Here is an 18,832-nt window from a genome sequence, read left to right as displayed (position 1 = left end):
TGGGGTATCTGAAGAAGAATTTAACGAGATAATATAATTAATGGGGCTGTCCTAGATAACTAGACTAAACTCCCTTTAACCAATTGTTTTAAAATAGAAATTTGACTTTTTATGTTGCTGTAATTAAAACGCCATTCACATTCCTTTAAATAAAGCTCAAAATGCGCTTTTGGGATACCATTAAATTTGCGTAAATGGCGTTTTGCTTGGCTTCAAAAATTCTCAATTCCGTTAATGTGGTTATGATTTTCAGCAAAATGTGTGCTGTGATTGATACGAAAATGACTAAATTCACTCACATCAAGCACGTCATAACTACGATAATTATCGGTGTAAACAATACTATCAGGCTTTACCTGCTCCCGAATAATGGGTAACAAGGTGGCAGATTGCGTATTTGGAACCGCAACGGTATAAACCTTGCCATTGCGCTTGAGAAGCCCGAATACCGCAATTTTCCCTGCCGCACCACAACCACGTTTGCCTTTGCGAGCACCGCCAAAATAACTTTCATCGGCTTCAATTTCACCTTCAAACATCTCTAAGTGAAGGCTGTTTTGATAGATGAGTTGGCGTAAACGATGAAAGTAATATGCGGCAGTCGTTTTGTTTACATTGACTAACTCTGCTGCTGTCCTTGCAGTAACACCTGCAACAAATAGCTCAATGAGTTTATTTTGTTTGTGCTGACTTAGACGACTTTTTCTCATTGGTTCATTCTAACCTAAATAGATTTTTTAGTTGTTATCTAGGACAGCCCCTAATTAATAGTTTGGTATTTTAGTAAGATTAATGGAAAATTATTCATTTTTCTAACAATAAACCTAGCGTATATGTCTTTGATTGTTGAGGTGAGAGGCATCGCTTTTTGTCTAATGGAAATAGCCAAGTATTATGATACTAATAAATGAAAATAAGGCGAAAAGAAAGAGGAGTAAATTATTTGTAGAACCTTGTTTGAAAAACTTGGTGGCAAAAATGATATAGCTAATTAATAAAGCAAATTTGGTGATAATCCACCAAGGGAAGCCTATTCCTAGGGAGAATAATAAGATTGCACCGCTTACGATCAGTAGCGTATCGGATAAGTGCGGTAGGATTTTGAGTAATTTTATGGCACGCCAATCTTTTCCAGCAAATTGCATTAAGGCACGAATAATAAATAATCCTAAGCTAATAAAAGCACAAAAAAAGTGGGTGTAAATAGCATAAAAAATCATTGTTGAAATTCCTATAGAATGGTTTGGGATTTAAAAAGTCCAGTGTGAAAAAAGGTTTCAGCTTTGGGAAAAGAGAAAGTGGGCGAGTTGCCCACTTTGTTTTTATTCTTCCACATTGTCTGTTTCAATGTCCGATTCTTCGTCGTCCACATCACAAACACGTTCAAGGCTTACTACTTGCTCATCTTCGGCGGTGCGAATTAAGCGAACCCCTTGGGTGTTTCTTCCCACAATGCTCACTTCGTTCACACGGGTTCTAACCAATGTTCCTGCGTCCGTAATGAGCATAATTTGGTCGCTTTCTTCCACTTGGGTTGCTGCCACCACTTTGCCGTTACGCTCACTCACTTTGATAGAAATCACCCCTTTGGTGTTGCGTGATTTGGTTGGGTATTCCTCAAGTGCGGTACGTTTTCCGTAACCATTTTGCGTTGCAGTTAAGATTGCTCCCGCATTTTTTGGAACAACAAGGGAAACCACTTTATCAATGTTGAGATCAAGGGTTTCTTCGCTGTTATCCTCGGAAACGTCTTCAATTTCCACCGCACTTTCATCATCAGAAAGATCGTTAGTTAGGGCGAGTTTAATCCCGCGAACCCCTGTAGCGGTGCGTCCCATTGGGCGAACCGCACTTTCTGCAAATCGCACTACACGACCTTGTGAGGAGAACAACATAATTTCGTCATTGCCATTGGTAATGTCCACCCCGATGAGTTCATCTTCATCACGCAAGTTCAAGGCGATAATTCCACTTGAACGTGGGCGGCTAAATTCTGTGAGGGCGATTTTCTTCACGATCCCGCCTGCGGTTGCCATTACGACAAATTTATCTTCCTCATAAGCGGAAATTGGCAAGATGGCGGTGATACGTTCGTTTTCATCCAATGGCAGAATATTGACGATTGGGCGACCACGCGCACCGCGGCTGGCTTGCGGTAATTGATACACTTTGAGCCAGTATAAACGTCCGCGGCTAGAGAAACATAAAATCGTGTCGTGGGTGTTGGCAACCAATAATTTTTCGATGAAATCTTCTTCTTTCATCTTGGTTGCTGATTTCCCTTTACCGCCACGGCGTTGGGCTTCGTAATCGGTAAGTGGTTGATATTTCACATAACCTTCGTGAGAAAGGGTAACAACCACGTCTTCTTGAGCGATGAGATCTTCAAGATTAATATCGCCAGATGCCATTGTGATTTCGGTGCGGCGTTCGTCATTAAATTCGGTTTTAATGCGTTCTAATTCTTCACGCACCACTTCACGCAAGCGTTCAGTGCTGTTTAAAATGTGTAAAAGTTCGCCGATTTCGACTAAAATTTCTTGGTACTCGGTAACGATTTTTTCGTGCTCTAGCCCTGTTAGACGTTGTAAGCGGAGATCTAAAATCGCACGGGCTTGTTCTTCGGAAAGGTAATATAAGCCATCACGCACGCCTAATTCAGGGGAAAGATCTTCAGGGCGAGACGCGTCCATTCCCGTAGCTTCGAGCATCGCACTCACATTGCCTAGTTCCCAACCACGAGATAGCAATGCTTCACGGGCTTCATCACCTGTTTTTGAAGCACGGATCACTTCAATGACAGGATCGATATTCGCCAACGCGATCGCCAAGCCTTCTAAAATATGCGCACGTTCACGGGCTTTACGCAATTCAAACACCGTACGGCGAGTAACCACTTCACGGCGATGTTTCACGAAGGCTTCAATAATTTGCTTTAAATTGAAGAGCTTAGGTTGCCCGTGATCAAGTGCCACCATATTGATCCCAAAGGTCACTTGCATTTGGGTGAGAGCATAGAGGTTATTCAGCACCACTTCGCCCACGGCATCACGCTTGATTTCAATTTCAATGCGGAAGCCCTCTTTGTTGGATACATCAAGCACGTTGCTAATGCCTTCGATTTTTTTATCTCGCACCAGCTCCGCAATTTTTTCCACTAAACGGGCTTTGTTTACTTGATAAGGAATTTCCGTAACGACAATGGTTTCACGCCCTTTCTCACTGGTTTCAATCTCGGCTTTAGCACGAACGTAAACCTTGCCCCGCCCTGTTTTATACGCGTCCTCAATCCCTTTGCGACCGTTAATTAATGCCGCTGTTGGAAAATCTGGACCAAGAATAAACTGCATTAATTCATCAATGCTGATTTCCTCGTTATCCAAATATGCCAAGCAACCATCTAGCACTTCACCTAAATTGTGTGGGGGAATATTGGTTGCCATACCCACCGCAATCCCTGATGAACCATTGACTAACAAGGCTGGAATTTTGGTTGGCAACACATCAGGGATCATTTCTTTGCCATCATAGTTTGGCGAGAAATCCACGGTTTCTTTGTCTAAATCGGTCAGCAATTCTTGCGTAATTTTCTGCATACGCACTTCGGTATAACGCATTGCTGCTGGCGCATCGCCATCTACTGAACCGAAGTTACCTTGACCGTCCACCAACATATAACGCAATGAAAACGGCTGTGCCATACGCACAATAGTGTCATAAACTGCACTATCACCGTGCGGGTGATATTTACCGATCACATCACCCACCACACGGGCTGATTTTACATAGGCTTTATTATGGGTAATCCCGCTTTGATCCATTGAATACAAAACACGGCGGTGTACAGGTTTTAACCCATCACGCACATCAGGCAAGGCACGTCCAACAATCACGGACATTGCGTAGTCGAGATAAGAAGATTTTAACTCTTCCTCAATACTCACAGGGGTAACGTTTGAAACCAAATTTGTCATTGAAATATTCCCTAATTACATAAAAAATTAGGCGAGATTGTAGCATAATTTCAATGATTTCTCTAATTTAATAAAGATTGTTATGGCGTAAATTTGCTTTTTTCTTTGGGATTAATAACGAGTTTCGCTCGTTGAGCGACTTCCTTTCTTTTGCTTACCCAAAAGAAAGGAAGCAAAGAAAAGGGAACCCCGATCAAACCGCTTTTCCTCATTTCAATAAAATTTTCTTAACGAAAAATCAGCCTGATGTTCGCTTCGCTCTCGCTCGGCGTGATTTTTCTAAAAATTTTATCTCCATTCGGGCGGTTTGGACGGGGAATACGGTTAGGGTAAATTTTAAAGTGCAGTGGGAATTTTGGGATTTTTAGAAAGTGCAAAGAAAATTCCCTTATCTCAGCCACAGCGTGGCTGTGTTATCTAACCGCCTACGGCTCGTAGGTGGTGAAGTGTCTTCCAAAACAAATCTCCCCTAACCCCTCTTTACTAAAGAGGGGGACTAGTAGGTGTAACCTATTGAAAGTGTATTATCATCTCCCGTGTAAATTGCCTTCATTTTTGACAAATTTTTAGAAAAGTAACGCCTAAACGCAGCGTAGCGAGTATGGGCTTACTTTTCGTTAAGAAAATTTGTTAAAAATGAAGATAAGCAATTTAGTCGGGTGTTTTTTTCTTTGCCTACTTTCTTTTGAGCAAGCAAAAGAAAGTAGGTCGCTCAATGAGCGAAACCCGTTACCCAAAAAAAAATAAAAAAGAAATTTAACGTAGAAAAAATATTTTCTTTAACTACAAAAATAGCTATTCGAACCATAAAGTGCGGTCATTTTCCATAAAATTTTAAAAACTTGAAAAACTCCCGCTGTACTTACAATTTAGCGTTACATTCTCCCGTCCAAACTACCCGAATGGAAATAAAATTTTTAGAAAAATCACGCCGAGCGAGAGCGAAGCGAACATCAGGCTGATTTTTCGTTAAGAAAATTTTATTGAAATGAGGAAAAAGCGGTTTGATCGGGGTTCCCTTTTCTTTGCTTCCTTTCTTTTGGGAACGCAAAAGAAAGGAAGTCGCCAACGGCGAAACCCGTTATCCCCCAAAAAAATAAAAAAGAAATTTAACGTAGAAAAAATATTTTCTTTAACTACAAAAATAGCTATTCGAACCATAAAGTGCGGTCATTTTCCACAAAATTTTAAAAACTTAAAAATTTCCATCGTACTTGTAATATAATCCCCGTCCAAACCGCCGTCATTCCAATAAAATTTTTAGAAAAGTAACGCCTGAACGCAGCATAGCGAGTATGAGCTTACTTTTCGTTAAGAAAATTTTATCAGAATGAGGAAAAAGCGGTTTGATCGGGGTTCCCTTTTCTTTGCTTCCTTTTGGGTAAGCAGAAGAAAGGAAGTCGCTCAACGAGCGAAACCCGTTATCAGCTCCAAAGAAAAACGAAATTTAAAAAGACGAGAAAAATAATGCAAAACATCGACCAACAAGAATTGGACAAATTCGAAAAAATGGCAAAAACTTGGTGGGATCCTGAGGGGGATTTTAAACCCATTCATCGTTTAAATCCCGTGCGTTTAGCTTATATTTGTCAGCAAACACAAGGATTATTTGGGAAAAAAGTGTTAGATGTTGGCTGTGGTGGGGGCATTTTATCAGAAGCAATGGCAAAACAAGGGGCAACTGTTACGGGGATTGATATGACCACCGCCCCGCTTGAAGTGGCAAAATTGCACAGCCAAGAGCAGGGGCTACGTATTGATTATCAACAAACCACAGTGGAAAATTTTCTTGAAAAACACATCGCACTTGGTGAGGAAAAATTTGATGTCATCACTTGTATGGAAATGCTTGAACACGTTCCTGATCCTAATTCGATTATTCAGTCGTGCAAAGCGTTGCTTAAACCTGATGGCGTGCTGTTTTTTTCAACCATCAATCGTACTTTAAAGGCGTGGGCATTGGTGATTGTTGGGGCGGAGTACGTGCTAAAAATGCTACCTAAAGGCACGCACGATTACGAGAAATTTATTAAACCTGCGGAATTATTGGCGTGGACAGACAATGCGGAGTTAGAATGCGTAGATATGGTGGGATACCATCACAATCCTCTAATGGGAACCTTTAAGCTAAACCACGATGTGAGTGCCAATTATATTGCGACATTTAAAGTGAAAAACTGATCTAAAAAAATACCGCACGTTATTAAAAGTGCGGTATTTTGATCTGCCCCCAAAAAGTTAGACTATATTCTAATTTCATTCAAGGACTGAGTTCTGTATTCCACAGGGCTTAGTTCTTTGAGCTTCACTTGAATACGCTCATTGTTGTAGTAATGAATGTACTCGTGAATCACTTTTTCAAGCTGTTCAAAGGTTTCAAACCGCTTGCCAAAGTAACATTCCGTCTTCAATCGCCCGAAAAAGCTTTCCATCGCACCATTATCAAGGCAATTGCCTTTTCTCGACATACTTTGCGTAATACCGTGTTTTTTCAATATCTCCCGATAACCCATCATTTGATACTGCCACCCTTGGTCGGAATGCAGTATCGGTTTTTCCCCCGCTAATCGGTTCACCGCCTGGGTCAACATTCTGGTTATCTGCTCAAAATTCGGACTTCTCGCCACATCATAAGCAATAATTTCGTTATTAAACAAGTCTTTAATCGGCGATAAATACACTTTGCCTTCCGCACATTTGAACTCGGTGATATCCGTTACCCACTTCTCATTCGGCATCGTTGCCGTAAAATCCCGTTGCAACAGATTATCGGCAATGTGTCCCACTTTGCCTTGGTAAGAACGATATTTTTTCTGCTTACTTTTTCCTTTTAACCCCAAACGTTGCATTATCGCTTGCCCCCTTTTGTGGTTGATAATCAAGTATTTCCTTAATTCCAAGGTAATTCGACGATAACCATAATTTTCGTCATTTTTGCGATAAATTTCCTCTATTTTCTGTGAAATCGCTACATTTTTATCCGACTTTGGCTTGAGATGATAAAAGAACGAACTGCGTGCCAATCCGATTAGCCTGAGTAACAATTCCAACGGGAAACGCAAGCGTAAGGCATTTACGATGACGGCTTTTTCTGCATTTTTTGTTGGTTGAGTTCCTGCAACTTTTTTAGCATTGCATTCTCCGCTTCTAATTCCAAAATTCGGTAACGCAAGCGTTCTTCTTCTGTTTTGGGCGTTGGTGGCATTTTAGGCGAGTTGAGTTTCATACTTGGACGACCTTTAGGTTTGAGTAATAACCCATCTATACCTTGTTTTTCAAAGCGTTGCAACCATTGACTAATTATCCCTGAACTGGGGATATCAAAGCGAAAGCAGGCGGCTTCAGCGGAGCACTGGCCTTTTTTGATAGCTTGAATAACCTTTAATTTAAACTCAACAGAATAACATCGTTTTTTACCTAACACAGCTAATCCATTGATTCCATTATGATTAAATTTCGCAATCCAACGTGCTAACGTGCTTTGGGGAAGCTGAAAATACTGGCGAGTAAGCGAACGGTTTTTTCCATTTTGATGATAAAAGTCGAGCACTTGTTGTTTGAAACGTTGAGTATATTTAGTCATAAAAAATCTGCACCTTAATCAGTTGGTTATTTAGTCCAACTTTTGGGGTGCAGATCATCCGCGATGACTCGCAATGGGACGCTCACGCACTTTAATTAACGAATTTGTATTTTTGCTTTTTAGCGGAATACAGTTGCTACAACGCTCGAAAACAAGCGAGAAGCGAACATCAAGCATTATTTTTCTAAAAATCCTATCTCCACTCAGGCAATTTACACGACAAAATAAAAATTTCCAAAATAACAAAAATTTCTTTATAGTTATCCGCATTCCCCCTCATTTTGTAAAGGATTTGCTATGACAATCGCCACTTCACATCTTGATAATACGCTCAATCAACTCGCTGAGCTGTTATGTCACCATTTTCCTGATGACTATAACGCTGAGATTTATCAGCAGATTGCGAAAGACAAAAACGATCCCGCAAGCAAAATCGGAAAACTCGCACAGGGCATTGCAATGTCTGATTTTGTGGCAGAAGTCTTTAAAAAACAACCGCACTTTTTGCACCAATGTTGGCAACAGCTTCCCCATTTGGAAAGTGCGGATTATTATCGCCAAGCCTTGCAAACCTTGCTAAGTGATGTTGTGGACGATACAGAATTTCACCACCAGCTTCGTTTATTCCGTCATCGCGAAATGGCAAAGCTCAGTTTGTGTCAAAGCTTGAATTTCGCCACCGTAGAAGAAATTTTTATTCGTCTTTCTCAACTGGCAGAAAGCCTGATTATTGCGGCGAGAGATTGGCTGTATGCGAGAGCTAGTGCGGAAATGGGAACGCCAATGGATAGCCAAGGCAATCCGCAGCAGCTTTACATTTTAGGAATGGGCAAATTGGGGGGCTTTGAGCTGAATTTTTCTTCTGATATTGATTTGATTTTCACCTATCCTGAAAACGGGCAAACGCAAGAGGCAAGGCGGTCTATTGAAAATAGCGTCTTTTTCACTCGGCTTGGGCAACGCTTAATTAACGCGTTAGATCAATATACGCCCGACGGCTTTGTGTATCGTACCGATATGCGATTGCGTCCCTTTGGGGAAGCGGGTGCGTTAGCCCTGAGTTTTAATGCGATGGAGCAATATTATCAAGAACAAGGGCGTGATTGGGAACGTTATGCGATGATCAAAGGGCGAATTTTAGGGGCAGATCCGCACGATCCCAATGTAAAAACCTTGCAAAATTTGCTCCGCCCTTTTATTTATCGTCGCTATATTGATTTCAGCGTAATTCAATCTTTACGCGAAATGAAAAGCAAAATTGAGCGTGAGGTCCGCCGTCGTGGTTTGGTGGATAACATTAAATTAGGTGCGGGGGGCATTCGTGAAATTGAATTTATCGTACAAGTGTTTCAGCTGATCCGTGGCGGGCGAGAAGCCAGTTTGCAACAACATTCGCTGTTGAAGATTTTGTCTGAGTTAGAAAGGCTGACACTGCTTAATTCGCAAGAGCGACAAGACTTGCAAAATGCCTACCTTTTCTTACGCCGAGTGGAAAACGTGCTACAAGCCATTGATGATAAGCAAACGCAAACCCTACCAGAAAAAGCCCTTGATCGTGCAAGGTTAATCTTCGCGGCTCAGCATTACACCCAATGGAACGCACAACATCAGCCGATTGAAGTAAATAATCCGATTGAAAATTGGGTGGATTTTTATGCCTTGGTGCAACATCATCAACAAAAAGTGCGGTGTGTTTTTTCACAATTAATTGGTGAGGAAAATGAAAGCGAGCCACAAGAAGCCAATCAGTGGAATGATTTTCTTGAGGAAGATTTAAATGAGGACGATGTGCGACAAATGCTATTACAAAATGGCATTAATCCAGAGGAAAATGCCCCGCTTTTACAACGGCTTAATCAATTTAGAATGGAACTTCCCCGCCGCCCGATTGGCGTGCGTGGACGAGGCGTGTTGGCTCAGTTAATGCCGATTTTGCTCAATCAAGTTTTCTGTCATCAAGCCTATCAAACCTTGCTGCCAAGAATGTTGGATATTGTGGAAAAAATCCTCACTCGCACCACTTATTTAGAATTGCTGGTGGAAAATCCGCAAGTTTTAAATCAGTTAATCGAGCTGTGTTCGCAATCGCAACTTATCGCCGAACAAGTGGCTCGCCACCCGATTTTGCTTGATGAATTGTTAGATCGCGAGGCTCTGCTCAACCCTGTTCATTTCAGCCAATATCCTGCGGAATTACAGCAATATTTGCTCCGTTTGCCACAAGATGATGAAGAACAATTTATTGATGCCCTGCGTCAATTTAAGCAAAGCACCTTACTGAGAGTTGCTGCCGCCGACATTCTGGGTGCGTTGCCGGTGATGAAAGTGAGCGATCATCTCACCTATTTAGCCGAAGCCATTATTGACGCGGTGGTAAATTTAGCGTGGCAACAGATTACCGCTCGTTTTGGCGTGCCTGAGTTTCTCGCTCCGAATGAAAAAGGCTTTTTGGTTGTTGGCTATGGTAAATTGGGCGGGCTTGAGTTGGGCTATAAATCGGATTTAGATCTTGTTTTCCTTTTTGATGGAACTCAAACGGGACAAACCGTCGGCGGGAAAAAAGTGATTGATAGCAATCAGTTTTATCTCAAGCTTGCTCAAAAAGTCATCAGCATTTTTAGTATGAATACGAATGCGGGCATTCTTTACGAAGTGGATATTCGCCTACGCCCTTCAGGTGATGCGGGATTGCTCGGCTGTTCGCTCAAGGCATTTGAAAATTACCAGCTTAACGAGGCGTGGACGTGGGAAAAACAAGCCCTTGTGCGAAGCCGTGCTGTTTATGGTGAGCCTGAACTCCGCCAGCGTTTTGAAGACATTCGTCATCGGGTTCTCTCCGCTCCGCGAGATCTCGCACAGCTTAAGCAAGACGTGAAAGCAATGCGAGAAAAAATGTATCAACACCTCGCCAGCACCCATTCTGAAGAATTTCATATTAAAACCGACAAAGGCGGTATTACGGATATTGAATTTATCGCCCAATATTTGGTGCTGGCTTACGCTCCGCAGTATCCCGCCTTAACAAAATGGTCGGATAATGTGCGGATTTTTGAGTCAATGGCAGACGAAGCCATAACACAAAGTGCGGTGCTAAATTTTAACGTTTCTGAACAATTAAAAAACGCTTACACCCAATTACGCGACCGTATTCACCACTTAAATTTACTCGGGCTACCCGCGGTGGTAAACCAAGAGGAATTTCGCCAACAACGAACTTTTATTGAACAGGTTTGGCAAGAGCTGTTTGATTAATTTGCCATTTTATTGGCTAGCTCAACAAGCTTAACAATCACCCTTGTGGCGTCCCACATTCCTTCAAGGGTGGTCAATTCTTGCTTGCTATGGAAATTATAGCCGCCAGTAAATAACATTGGGCAAGGAATCTGTTTTTCTGCCAATTTCGCACCGAGATAGCCTGAACGGATTGGCGTGAGAATCGGCTCAATATCACATTGCTTCATTGCTAAATCGGCAAGTTGGATAGATTTTGGTTGCTGTTTGATGACTTCACCCATATTGCCGTATTGATCTTCAATGCTTAACTGAGCTTTCTTCCTTAAGCGTTTTTTGCGGTTAAAATCCACGATCATCATCGCCAAAAATGCTTTGCGTTGTTCAAAACTCACGGCATCAAAATCGCAAATTAAATATCGCATTTCCACTTTTTCAATGTCCCCAATTAAACTTTCTAAATGAAAAAAACCTTGTTTTCCTTCTGTTTTTTCGGGAATATCTTGAGCGGGTAACCCTTTTTGAAATTCGCACGCAAGGGTTAAGGCATTGCACATTTTTCCCTTCGCTAGCCCTGCTTGAATATTACGACCATAAAGAACAACAGTGGCGGTGGCAATATTTATATTTTCATAACCGAAACTCCCCACGCCTTCACTTGCAAAACAATACGCCCAATCACAAATAAATTTCTCCAAAGGAAAATATTTCATTCCTTGTCCAATTTCTTTATCTGGCACAAAAGCAACACGAATATTACAATGGGGCGTTCTGTTCTGACGCAGAAAATAAAGTGCGGTCATAATTTCAGCCATTCCTGCTTTATTCTCTGCCCCTATCACGTTTTTCCCATCACCCACGATTAACGTTTTACCAATCAATTTTTGCAAAAAAGGGTGATATACAGGGCTGATAAATTCCTCCCCTATGCCAAGAGAAATATCCCCACCACGATAATTTTCAATAACTTCAGGTAAGGCATTTTTGCTACTGCATTGAGGCGATGTATCAAGGTGGCTAATAAAGCCAATAGTTAGCATTTTAGGGCTAAGGTTAGAGGGCAAAAATGCAGTAAGCACGCCTTGCTTGTTCAACTCGATTTCTTGTAGTCCTAAGGCTGAAAGCTCTTGTTGTAGAAATTTAGCTAATTTAAGCTGCCCAGAAGAGCTAGGGCACGTCTTGGCATTAAATTTTGATTGTGTATCAAAACTGACATAATTAAAAAAACGTTCTAGCAATCCTCGTTTATATTGTTCGTGATTTTCCTCGTGCATTCTTCACTCTCCCTTAAAATACATTTTTCCATTCTAACCTTTCAAAAATCTGCCGCATTGATATATAACAAGATTAAAGGCAATTTTTTTCGGTTAAACACGATTAATTACTTTTCATTATGGAATGATCGCTATATCATTAGCACTTATTTTTATCTATGTATGTTGCAATCAATTTCTTAGGGAGAAAACCAAAGCTAGTGGAAAATTCAGTTCAAACCAAGCCGATTATTGAGCTTCGTTCTTTATCCAAATCTTATGGTGATAAAACGATTATTGATGGTTTAAACCTTACCATTAACAATGGCGAATTTTTGACAATTTTAGGGCCTTCAGGCTGTGGTAAAACGACGGTTTTACGCTTGATCGCAGGGTTAGAAGATCCTAATGGTGGTAAAATTATTCTTGACGGTCAGGATATTACTGACGTCCCCGCAGAACGCCGTTTTGTTAATACCGTATTCCAAAGCTACGCACTGTTCCCACATATGACCATTTTTGAAAATGTGGCATTTGGTTTGCGTATGCAAAAAGTGCCAAATGCGGAGATTAAACCCCGTGTAATGGAAGCCTTGCGTATGGTTCGTTTGGAAGAAATGGCAGAGCGTAAGCCAACCCAGCTTTCAGGCGGGCAGCAACAGCGTATCGCTATTGCAAGAGCGGTGGTAAATAAGCCAAAAGTGTTGTTGTTAGACGAATCTCTTTCCGCATTGGATTATAAATTGCGTAAAGAAATGCAAAATGAACTGAAAGCCTTGCAACGTCAGTTAGGCATTACTTTTATTTTCGTTACCCACGATCAAGAAGAAGCCTTAACAATGTCTGATCGTATTATCGTGATGAATAAAGGCAATATTGAACAAGATGGTACGCCACGCGAAATTTACGAAGAACCTAAGAATTTATTTGTGGCACGCTTTATCGGTGAAATCAATGTGTTTGATGCCAAAGTGATCGAACGCGTGAGTGAAAAAACCGTTAAAGCCAATGTGGAAGGAAGAGTGTGCGAAATTTACACCGCACTTCCTGTTAAGCCAGAACAGCATTTGAAAGTGCTTCTGCGCCCAGAAGATATTCTGATTGAAGAATTAGACGAAAACGAGCAATCTAAAGCGATTATTGGGCATATTTCTGATCGTAACTATAAAGGAATGACTTTGGAATCCAGCGTTATTCTTGATCACAATAATATGAAAGTGCTTGTTAGCGAATTTTTCAATGAAGACGACCCGCATATGGATCACTCCATTGGACAAAAAGTTGCCCTCACTTGGCACGAAGGCTGGGAGGTTGTGTTAGACGATGAAGATAGCTAATAACAAATTCCAGAAAATCACCATTGCAATTATTTTTGCTTGGTTAATTTTCTTTGTGTTAGCACCAAATTTATTGGTGCTGACCGTGAGCTTTTTAACTCGTGATAGCAGTAATTTTTATGCTTTGCCTTTCACCTTTGAGAATTACACCCGCTTATTTGAACCGCTGTATGCACAAGTGGTGTGGAATTCCCTTTATATGTCAGGTATCGCCACCATTATTTGCTTAATCATCGGCTACCCTTTTGCCTTTATGATTAGTCGAATTAAAGAAAAATACCGCCCAATTTTGCTTTTTTTAGTGGTATTGCCGTTCTGGACGAACTCTTTAATTCGTATTTATGGAATGAAAATTTTCCTTGGCGTGAAAGGCATTTTAAATAGCACCTTACTCACTTTAGGCATTATTAATGAGCCAATTCGTATTCTTAATACAGAAGTGGCAGTTATCATTGGCTTGGTTTATTTATTATTGCCATTTATGATTTTGCCATTGTACGCGGCTATCGAAAAATTAGATCATCGCTTGTTAGAAGCTGCCAAAGATCTAGGGGCAAACAGCTTCCAACGTTTTGTTAAAGTGATTATTCCGCTCACAATGCCAGGCATTATTGCGGGTTGCTTATTAGTATTATTACCCGCAATGGGAATGTTCTATGTAGCTGACTTATTAGGTGGTGCAAAAGTGTTACTGGTGGGTAACGTAATTAAGAGCGAATTCTTAATTTCTCGCAACTGGCCATTTGGATCAGCGATTAGCATTGGTTTGACTATTTTAATGGCATTACTCATCTTTGTTTATTACAAAGCAAGCAAATTAATGAATAAGAAAATGGAGTTGGAATAATGAGCCGTTTACTGCGTAATGTCTTTATGTTGGTGGTGTACGCTTATTTGTATATCCCAATTATCATTTTAGTTACAAATTCCTTTAATGCAGATCGCTATGGTTTAAGCTGGAAAGGCTTTAGCTGGAATTGGTATGAGCGTTTATTTAATAACGATACCCTAATCCAAGCTGCATTTCATTCTGTTACGATTGCCTTTTTTGCGGCCACTTTTTCCACTATTTTGGGTGGCTTAACGGCGATCGCCTTGTATCGCTATCGTTTCCGCGGTAAACAGGCGGTGAGCGGAATGTTGTTTATCGTAATGATGTCGCCGGATATTGTAATGGCGGTGTCTTTGCTTGCATTATTTATGATCGTAGGTATCTCCCTCGGATTTTGGTCATTGCTTTTAGCACATATCACTTTCTGTCTGCCTTATGTGGTGGTGAGCGTATTCTCTCGCTTAAAAGGATTTGACGCAAAAATGCTTGAGGCGGCGAAAGATTTAGGGGCGAGTGAAGTTACCATTTTGCGTAAAATTATTTTACCGCTCGCCCTTCCTGCCATTGTTTCAGGCTGGTTATTAAGCTTTACCATTTCCCTTGATGACGTCGTGGTTTCTTCCTTTGTGAGTGGCGTAAGCTACGAAATTTTGCCACTGAAAATTTTCTCATTGGTAAAAACAGGGGTAACGCCAGAAGTGAACGCCCTTGCCACCATTATGATTATTTTCTCGCTCACCTTGGTAATTTTAAGCCAAGTTATCGCGAAAAAAGATAAATAATCGAAAAAGGAAAATAATACTTCACAAATAAGTATAGACAAAATAGAATACGCCTTAACGCACTCAAGGCGTTTTTTTATTCATATTTTGTTTTGCCAAAACAAAATATGCCCCTAACCCTCTTAACAGGAGAATGATAGAAATGAAAAAATTTGCAGGTCTTTTCACAGCCGGAATGATCGCAGTTACTTTAACAGCTTGTAATGATAAAGAAACAAAGAATGCGGACGCTAAAGCACCAGCTAACGATACCGTATATCTTTACACTTGGACAGAATATGTTCCAGATGGTTTATTAGACGAATTTACCAAAGAAACTGGCATCAAAGTCATTGTTTCAAGCCTTGAATCTAACGAAACAATGTACGCGAAATTAAAAACACAAGGTGAAGCTGGCGGTTACGATGTTATCGCACCTTCAAACTACTTTGTGTCAAAAATGGCGCGTGAAGGTATGTTAATGCCATTAGATCACAGCAAATTACCTGTTATCAAAGAATTAAACCCAGATTGGTTAGACAAACCTTACGATAAAGGCAACAAATATTCTTTACCACAATTATTGGGTGCGCCGGGCATTGCCTATAACACCAATGATTACAAAGGTTCTGACTTCACCTCTTGGGGCGATTTATGGAAACCAGAATTTGTGGGTAAAGTACAACTTCTTGATGACGCACGCGAAGTTTTCAATATCGCGTTGTTAAAACTAGGTCAAGATCCAAATACACAAGATCCTGAAGTAATTAAACAAGCTTACGAAGAGTTATTAAAATTACGTCCAAACGTACTTTCTTTCAACTCTGACAATCCAGCTAACTCATTCATCTCTGGTGAAGTGAATGTGGGTCAATTATGGAATGGTTCTGTACGTATTGCGAAAAAAGAAAATGCGCCTTTAGATATGGTATTCCCGAAAGAAGGCCCTGTGCTTTGGGTTGATACCCTTGCTATTCCAGCAACCGCGAAAAACCCAGATGGTGCGCATAAACTTATCAACTATATGTTAGGTGCGAAAACCGCTGCAAAATTAACCGAAGAAATTGGCTACCCAACATCAAATGTTGAAGCATTAAAATTACTTCCAGATGAAATCACCAAAGATCCTGCTATCTACCCAACCGCTGAAGTCTTACAAAACAGCTACTGGCAAGATGATGTTGGTGACGCGGTTCAATACTATGAAGAGTACTACCAAAAATTAAAAGCCGCAAAATAATTTTCTCTAAACAAAAACCTCGCGAAATGCGAGGTTTTTTATTTTCTTAAATCGAAGTGCGGTCAAAATTTTAGGGGCTGTCCTAGATAACAACTAAAAAATCTATTTAGGTTAGAATGAACCAATGAGAAAAAGTCGTCTAAGTCAGCACAAACAAAATAAACTCATTGAGCTATTTGTTGCAGGTGTTACTGCAAGGACAGCAGCAGAGTTAGTCAATGTAAACAAAACGACTGCCGCATATTACTTTCATCGTTTACGCCAACTCATCTATCAAAACAGCCTTCACTTAGAGATGTTTGAAGGTGAAATTGAAGCCGATGAAAGTTATTTTGGCGGTGCTCGCAAAGGCAAACGTGGTTGTGGTGCGGCAGGGAAAATTGCGGTATTCGGGCTTCTCAAGCGCAATGGCAAGGTTTATACCGTTGCGGTTCCAAATACGCAATCTGCCACCTTGTTACCCATTATTCGGGAGCAGGTAAAGCCTGATAGTATTGTTTACACCGATAATTATCGTAGTTATGACGTGCTTGATGTGAGTGAATTTAGTCATTTTCGTATCAATCACAGCACACATTTTGCTGAAAATCATAACCACATTAACGGAATTGAGAATTTTTGGAGCCAAGCAAAACGCCATTTACGCAAATTTAATGGTATCCCAAAAGCGCATTTTGAGCTTTATTTAAAGGAATGTGAATGGCGTTTTAATTACAGCAACATAAAAAGTCAAATTTCTATTTTAAAACAATTGGTTAAAGGGAGTTTAGTCTAGTTATCTAGGACAGCCCCAAATTTTATTCCATTTTTTACAGCTTAAATGAATGAGCTAACACAAACAATTAAGCCTTCATTCAAATTCAATCGACAATAAGACGCAACAAAACCTAATACACAACTTAACAAGTGTTTAACCCAACACCGAAATCCGCTTTTGAAGATGTCCACCTTTGACCGCTTCATCAATCATTGCGATGGCATAAATTTATCAGAAAAAAACCGCACTTAAATAAATTAAGTGCGGTTAAATTTTTGCGTATTTTTAATTAGCTTTTAACACTTTCCGAATCAGGATCACCGTTAGCAATCGGTTTTAACAAGGTAAAGAAACAAATCACTGCTAATACTGTTAAACCTGTGCCAACCCAAACAGATACATCGTAGCTTAAGCCTAAACCGATTTTCGCGTAAGCAAGGAAAGTAGCTGATACCATTGTCATAAAGATCGCTGGAATAGTACAAATCCAGTGGAATTTATGATAACGGTATAAATAAGCCGCGGCTGTCCATAACATTACCATTGCGGTAGTTTGGTTTGCCCAGCCGAAATAACGCCAGATCACTTGGAAATCAAGTTTAGAAATAATGAAACCTAACACGAATAATGGAATTGCGATCATTAAACGTTTCACTAAGCTACGTTGATCGATTTTGAAGAATTCAGCAATAATCAAACGTGCAGCACGGAATGACGTATCCCCAGAGGTAATTGGTAAGATCACCACACCAAGTACCGCTAAGATACCACCAAAGTAGCCAAGCATATGGGTTGCAGAATCATACACCACTTTTGACGGTGTGCCTGCTGTGATCGCCTCATTCATTAATGCTGGGCTATCGTAGAAAGTTAAGCCTACCATACACCAAATTAAAGCAATTACGCCTTCACCGATCATCGCACCATAGAAAACAAAGCGACCTTCTGTTTCGTTTTCCATACAACGTGCCATTAATGGAGATTGTGTTGCGTGGAAACCAGAGACCGCACCACAGGCAATGGTTACGAAAATTAACGGCCAAATTGGTAAATCTTTTGGATGCATATTTTCAAAGAATTTAGAGAAACTCATCTCGCCAACCGTGTGGAATAAAGCTTTATCTTCAAACAATAAGGCAAATAGCATTCCGAAAGACATAAATAGCAATAACGCCCCGAACAGTGGGTAAATGCGACCAATAATTTTATCCACTGGCACTAAGGTGGCAATGATGTAATAACCAAAGATGATTGCCGTCCAAACTAACAAGGTGCTTTTCATTTCTAAGTTAAACATTTCACCCACATTATCCACCGTTAGGTTGGTTAATAAGCTGGCTGGTGAAATAACGAACACTACCCCAACAAGGATTAATAATACGAGGGCGAGTGCATTCATAAAATGCTTAACGGGTACACCTAAATATTTCCCTGCAAGGTTAGGCACAGATTGACCGCCATTACGAACACTCAACATTCCGCAGAAATAATCGTGGACTGCTCCTGCGAAAATGCAGCCAAAAACGATCCATAGCATTGCAACAGGCCCGTACAACGCACCAAGGATTGGACCGAAAATCGGACCCGTTCCTGCAATATTTAATAATTGAATAAGCCAGATTTTCTTTTTAGACATCGGCACATAATCCACGCCGTCTGCCATTGTGTGAGCAGGTGTTGCACGGTTTGGATTAATTTTGAACACATGTTCAACAATCCCACCGTAAATAAAATAACCGAGTAGCAATAAAACTACACAAGACAGAAACCATAACATAAAGAACCTCATAAAAATTTAAAGATAAAATTCCGTGCGAGAGTTTAACAAGAGTAAAATTTGTGTAAATATATTGTTGCAATTTCT

The 18,832-nt window shown here is 40.5% G+C and carries 13 protein-coding genes and 1 pseudogene; 7 read left to right on the top strand and 7 right to left on the bottom strand.

The window, feature by feature from the left end:
- Positions 1-59: 59 nt before the first annotated feature.
- The 4 genes and pseudogenes from DXZ23_RS09435 to DXZ23_RS15455 form a co-directional block, all read right to left on the bottom strand.
- Positions 60-710 (bottom strand): annotated as a pseudogene (locus DXZ23_RS09435) (IS1595-like element ISHpa1 family transposase).
- Between the two features lie 162 nt (positions 711-872).
- Complete coding sequence (locus tag DXZ23_RS09430; RefSeq protein WP_017805802.1) at positions 873-1,220, bottom strand: SirB2 family protein; 348 nt, start codon at positions 1,218-1,220, stop codon at positions 873-875.
- Positions 1,221-1,322: 102 nt separating this feature from the next.
- Positions 1,323-3,974 carry a DNA topoisomerase (ATP-hydrolyzing) subunit A gene (gene gyrA / locus DXZ23_RS09425; RefSeq protein ID WP_017805801.1) on the bottom strand — a complete coding sequence of 884 codons (2,652 nt, stop codon included), beginning with the start codon at positions 3,972-3,974 and terminating at the stop codon, positions 1,323-1,325.
- A 227-nt stretch (positions 3,975-4,201) separates the two neighbouring features.
- Complete coding sequence (locus DXZ23_RS15455; RefSeq protein ID WP_158529145.1) at positions 4,202-4,351, bottom strand: hypothetical protein; 150 nt, start codon at positions 4,349-4,351, stop codon at positions 4,202-4,204.
- A 1,090-nt stretch (positions 4,352-5,441) separates the two neighbouring features.
- On the opposite strand from DXZ23_RS15455, the gene ubiG reads away from it, so the two are divergent.
- Positions 5,442-6,155, top strand: a complete 714-nt coding sequence (gene ubiG, locus DXZ23_RS09415) for a bifunctional 2-polyprenyl-6-hydroxyphenol methylase/3-demethylubiquinol 3-O-methyltransferase UbiG (protein ID WP_017805798.1) — start codon at positions 5,442-5,444, stop codon at positions 6,153-6,155.
- 62 nt (positions 6,156-6,217) lie between these two features.
- Here the strand turns inward: ubiG and DXZ23_RS09410 are convergent.
- A protein-coding gene (locus DXZ23_RS09410; RefSeq protein WP_114995496.1) for an IS3 family transposase occupies positions 6,218-7,557 on the bottom strand; the annotation gives its coding sequence in 2 pieces (ribosomal slippage) (positions 6,218-7,107 and positions 7,107-7,557; 1,341 coding nt in all).
- Positions 7,558-7,854: 297 nt separating this feature from the next.
- On the opposite strand from DXZ23_RS09410, the gene glnE reads away from it, so the two are divergent.
- Positions 7,855-10,809 (top strand): bifunctional [glutamate--ammonia ligase]-adenylyl-L-tyrosine phosphorylase/[glutamate--ammonia-ligase] adenylyltransferase, encoded by a 2,955-nt coding sequence (glnE, locus tag DXZ23_RS09405; RefSeq protein ID WP_017805796.1) that lies wholly within the window; start codon positions 7,855-7,857, stop codon positions 10,807-10,809.
- Here glnE and pepT read toward each other — a convergent pair.
- Positions 10,806-12,062, bottom strand: coding sequence for a peptidase T (pepT, locus tag DXZ23_RS09400; RefSeq protein WP_017805795.1), 1,257 nt, complete (start codon positions 12,060-12,062; stop codon positions 10,806-10,808). The genes glnE and pepT overlap by 4 nt on opposite strands.
- 200 nt (positions 12,063-12,262) lie before the next feature.
- On the opposite strand from pepT, the gene potA reads away from it, so the two are divergent.
- The 5 genes from potA (at position 12,263) to DXZ23_RS09375 (ending at position 16,986) form a co-directional block, all read left to right on the top strand.
- Positions 12,263-13,378 (top strand): spermidine/putrescine ABC transporter ATP-binding protein PotA, encoded by a 1,116-nt coding sequence (gene potA, locus DXZ23_RS09395; protein WP_021724407.1) that lies wholly within the window; start codon positions 12,263-12,265, stop codon positions 13,376-13,378.
- On the top strand, positions 13,365-14,225 hold the full coding sequence (gene potB, locus DXZ23_RS09390; RefSeq protein ID WP_017805793.1) for a spermidine/putrescine ABC transporter permease PotB: 861 nt from the start codon (positions 13,365-13,367) through the stop codon (positions 14,223-14,225). The genes potA and potB overlap by 14 nt, the downstream gene beginning before the upstream one ends.
- Positions 14,225-14,992 carry a spermidine/putrescine ABC transporter permease PotC gene (gene potC, locus DXZ23_RS09385; protein WP_017805792.1) on the top strand — a complete coding sequence of 256 codons (768 nt, stop codon included), beginning with the start codon at positions 14,225-14,227 and terminating at the stop codon, positions 14,990-14,992. Before potB ends, potC begins: the two co-directional genes overlap by 1 nt.
- Positions 14,993-15,134: 142 nt before the next feature.
- The gene (locus tag DXZ23_RS09380; protein ID WP_017805791.1) at positions 15,135-16,211 is read left to right on the top strand and encodes an extracellular solute-binding protein; all 1,077 of its coding nucleotides are present in this window, start codon (positions 15,135-15,137) and stop codon (positions 16,209-16,211) included.
- 124 nt (positions 16,212-16,335) lie between these two features.
- Positions 16,336-16,986 (top strand): IS1595-like element ISHpa1 family transposase, encoded by a 651-nt coding sequence (locus DXZ23_RS09375; RefSeq protein WP_017806567.1) that lies wholly within the window; start codon positions 16,336-16,338, stop codon positions 16,984-16,986.
- Positions 16,987-17,257: 271 nt separating this feature from the next.
- On the opposite strand, the gene DXZ23_RS09370 is transcribed toward DXZ23_RS09375, so the two are convergent.
- Positions 17,258-18,745: a carbon starvation CstA family protein gene (locus DXZ23_RS09370; protein WP_017805790.1), complete on the bottom strand. Its 1,488-nt coding sequence runs from the start codon at positions 18,743-18,745 to the stop codon at positions 17,258-17,260.
- Positions 18,746-18,832 lie beyond the last annotated feature (87 nt).

The organism is Avibacterium paragallinarum (assembly GCF_900450705.1).
GTDB lineage: Bacteria > Pseudomonadota > Gammaproteobacteria > Enterobacterales > Pasteurellaceae > Avibacterium > Avibacterium paragallinarum.
The sequence above is the reverse complement of the archived record's forward strand: the minus strand, read 5'-3'. Positions and strand labels throughout refer to the sequence as shown.

Bases quoted from the DNA above. Each gene is read 5' to 3' on its own strand.
- DXZ23_RS09430 (WP_017805802.1), bottom strand. From the start codon at position 1,220: ATGATTTTTTATGCTATTTACACCCACTTTTTTTGTGCTTTTATTAGC.
- gyrA (WP_017805801.1), bottom strand. From the start codon at position 3,974: ATGACAAATTTGGTTTCAAACGTTACCCCTGTGAGTATTGAGGAAGAG.
- ubiG (WP_017805798.1), top strand. From the start codon at position 5,442: ATGCAAAACATCGACCAACAAGAATTGGACAAATTCGAAAAAATGGCA.
- glnE (WP_017805796.1), top strand. From the start codon at position 7,855: ATGACAATCGCCACTTCACATCTTGATAATACGCTCAATCAACTCGCT.
- pepT (WP_017805795.1), bottom strand. From the start codon at position 12,062: ATGCACGAGGAAAATCACGAACAATATAAACGAGGATTGCTAGAACGT.
- potB (WP_017805793.1), top strand. From the start codon at position 13,365: ATGAAGATAGCTAATAACAAATTCCAGAAAATCACCATTGCAATTATT.
- potC (WP_017805792.1), top strand. From the start codon at position 14,225: ATGAGCCGTTTACTGCGTAATGTCTTTATGTTGGTGGTGTACGCTTAT.
- DXZ23_RS09380 (WP_017805791.1), top strand. From the start codon at position 15,135: ATGAAAAAATTTGCAGGTCTTTTCACAGCCGGAATGATCGCAGTTACT.
- DXZ23_RS09375 (WP_017806567.1), top strand. From the start codon at position 16,336: ATGAGAAAAAGTCGTCTAAGTCAGCACAAACAAAATAAACTCATTGAG.
- DXZ23_RS09370 (WP_017805790.1), bottom strand. From the start codon at position 18,745: ATGTTATGGTTTCTGTCTTGTGTAGTTTTATTGCTACTCGGTTATTTT.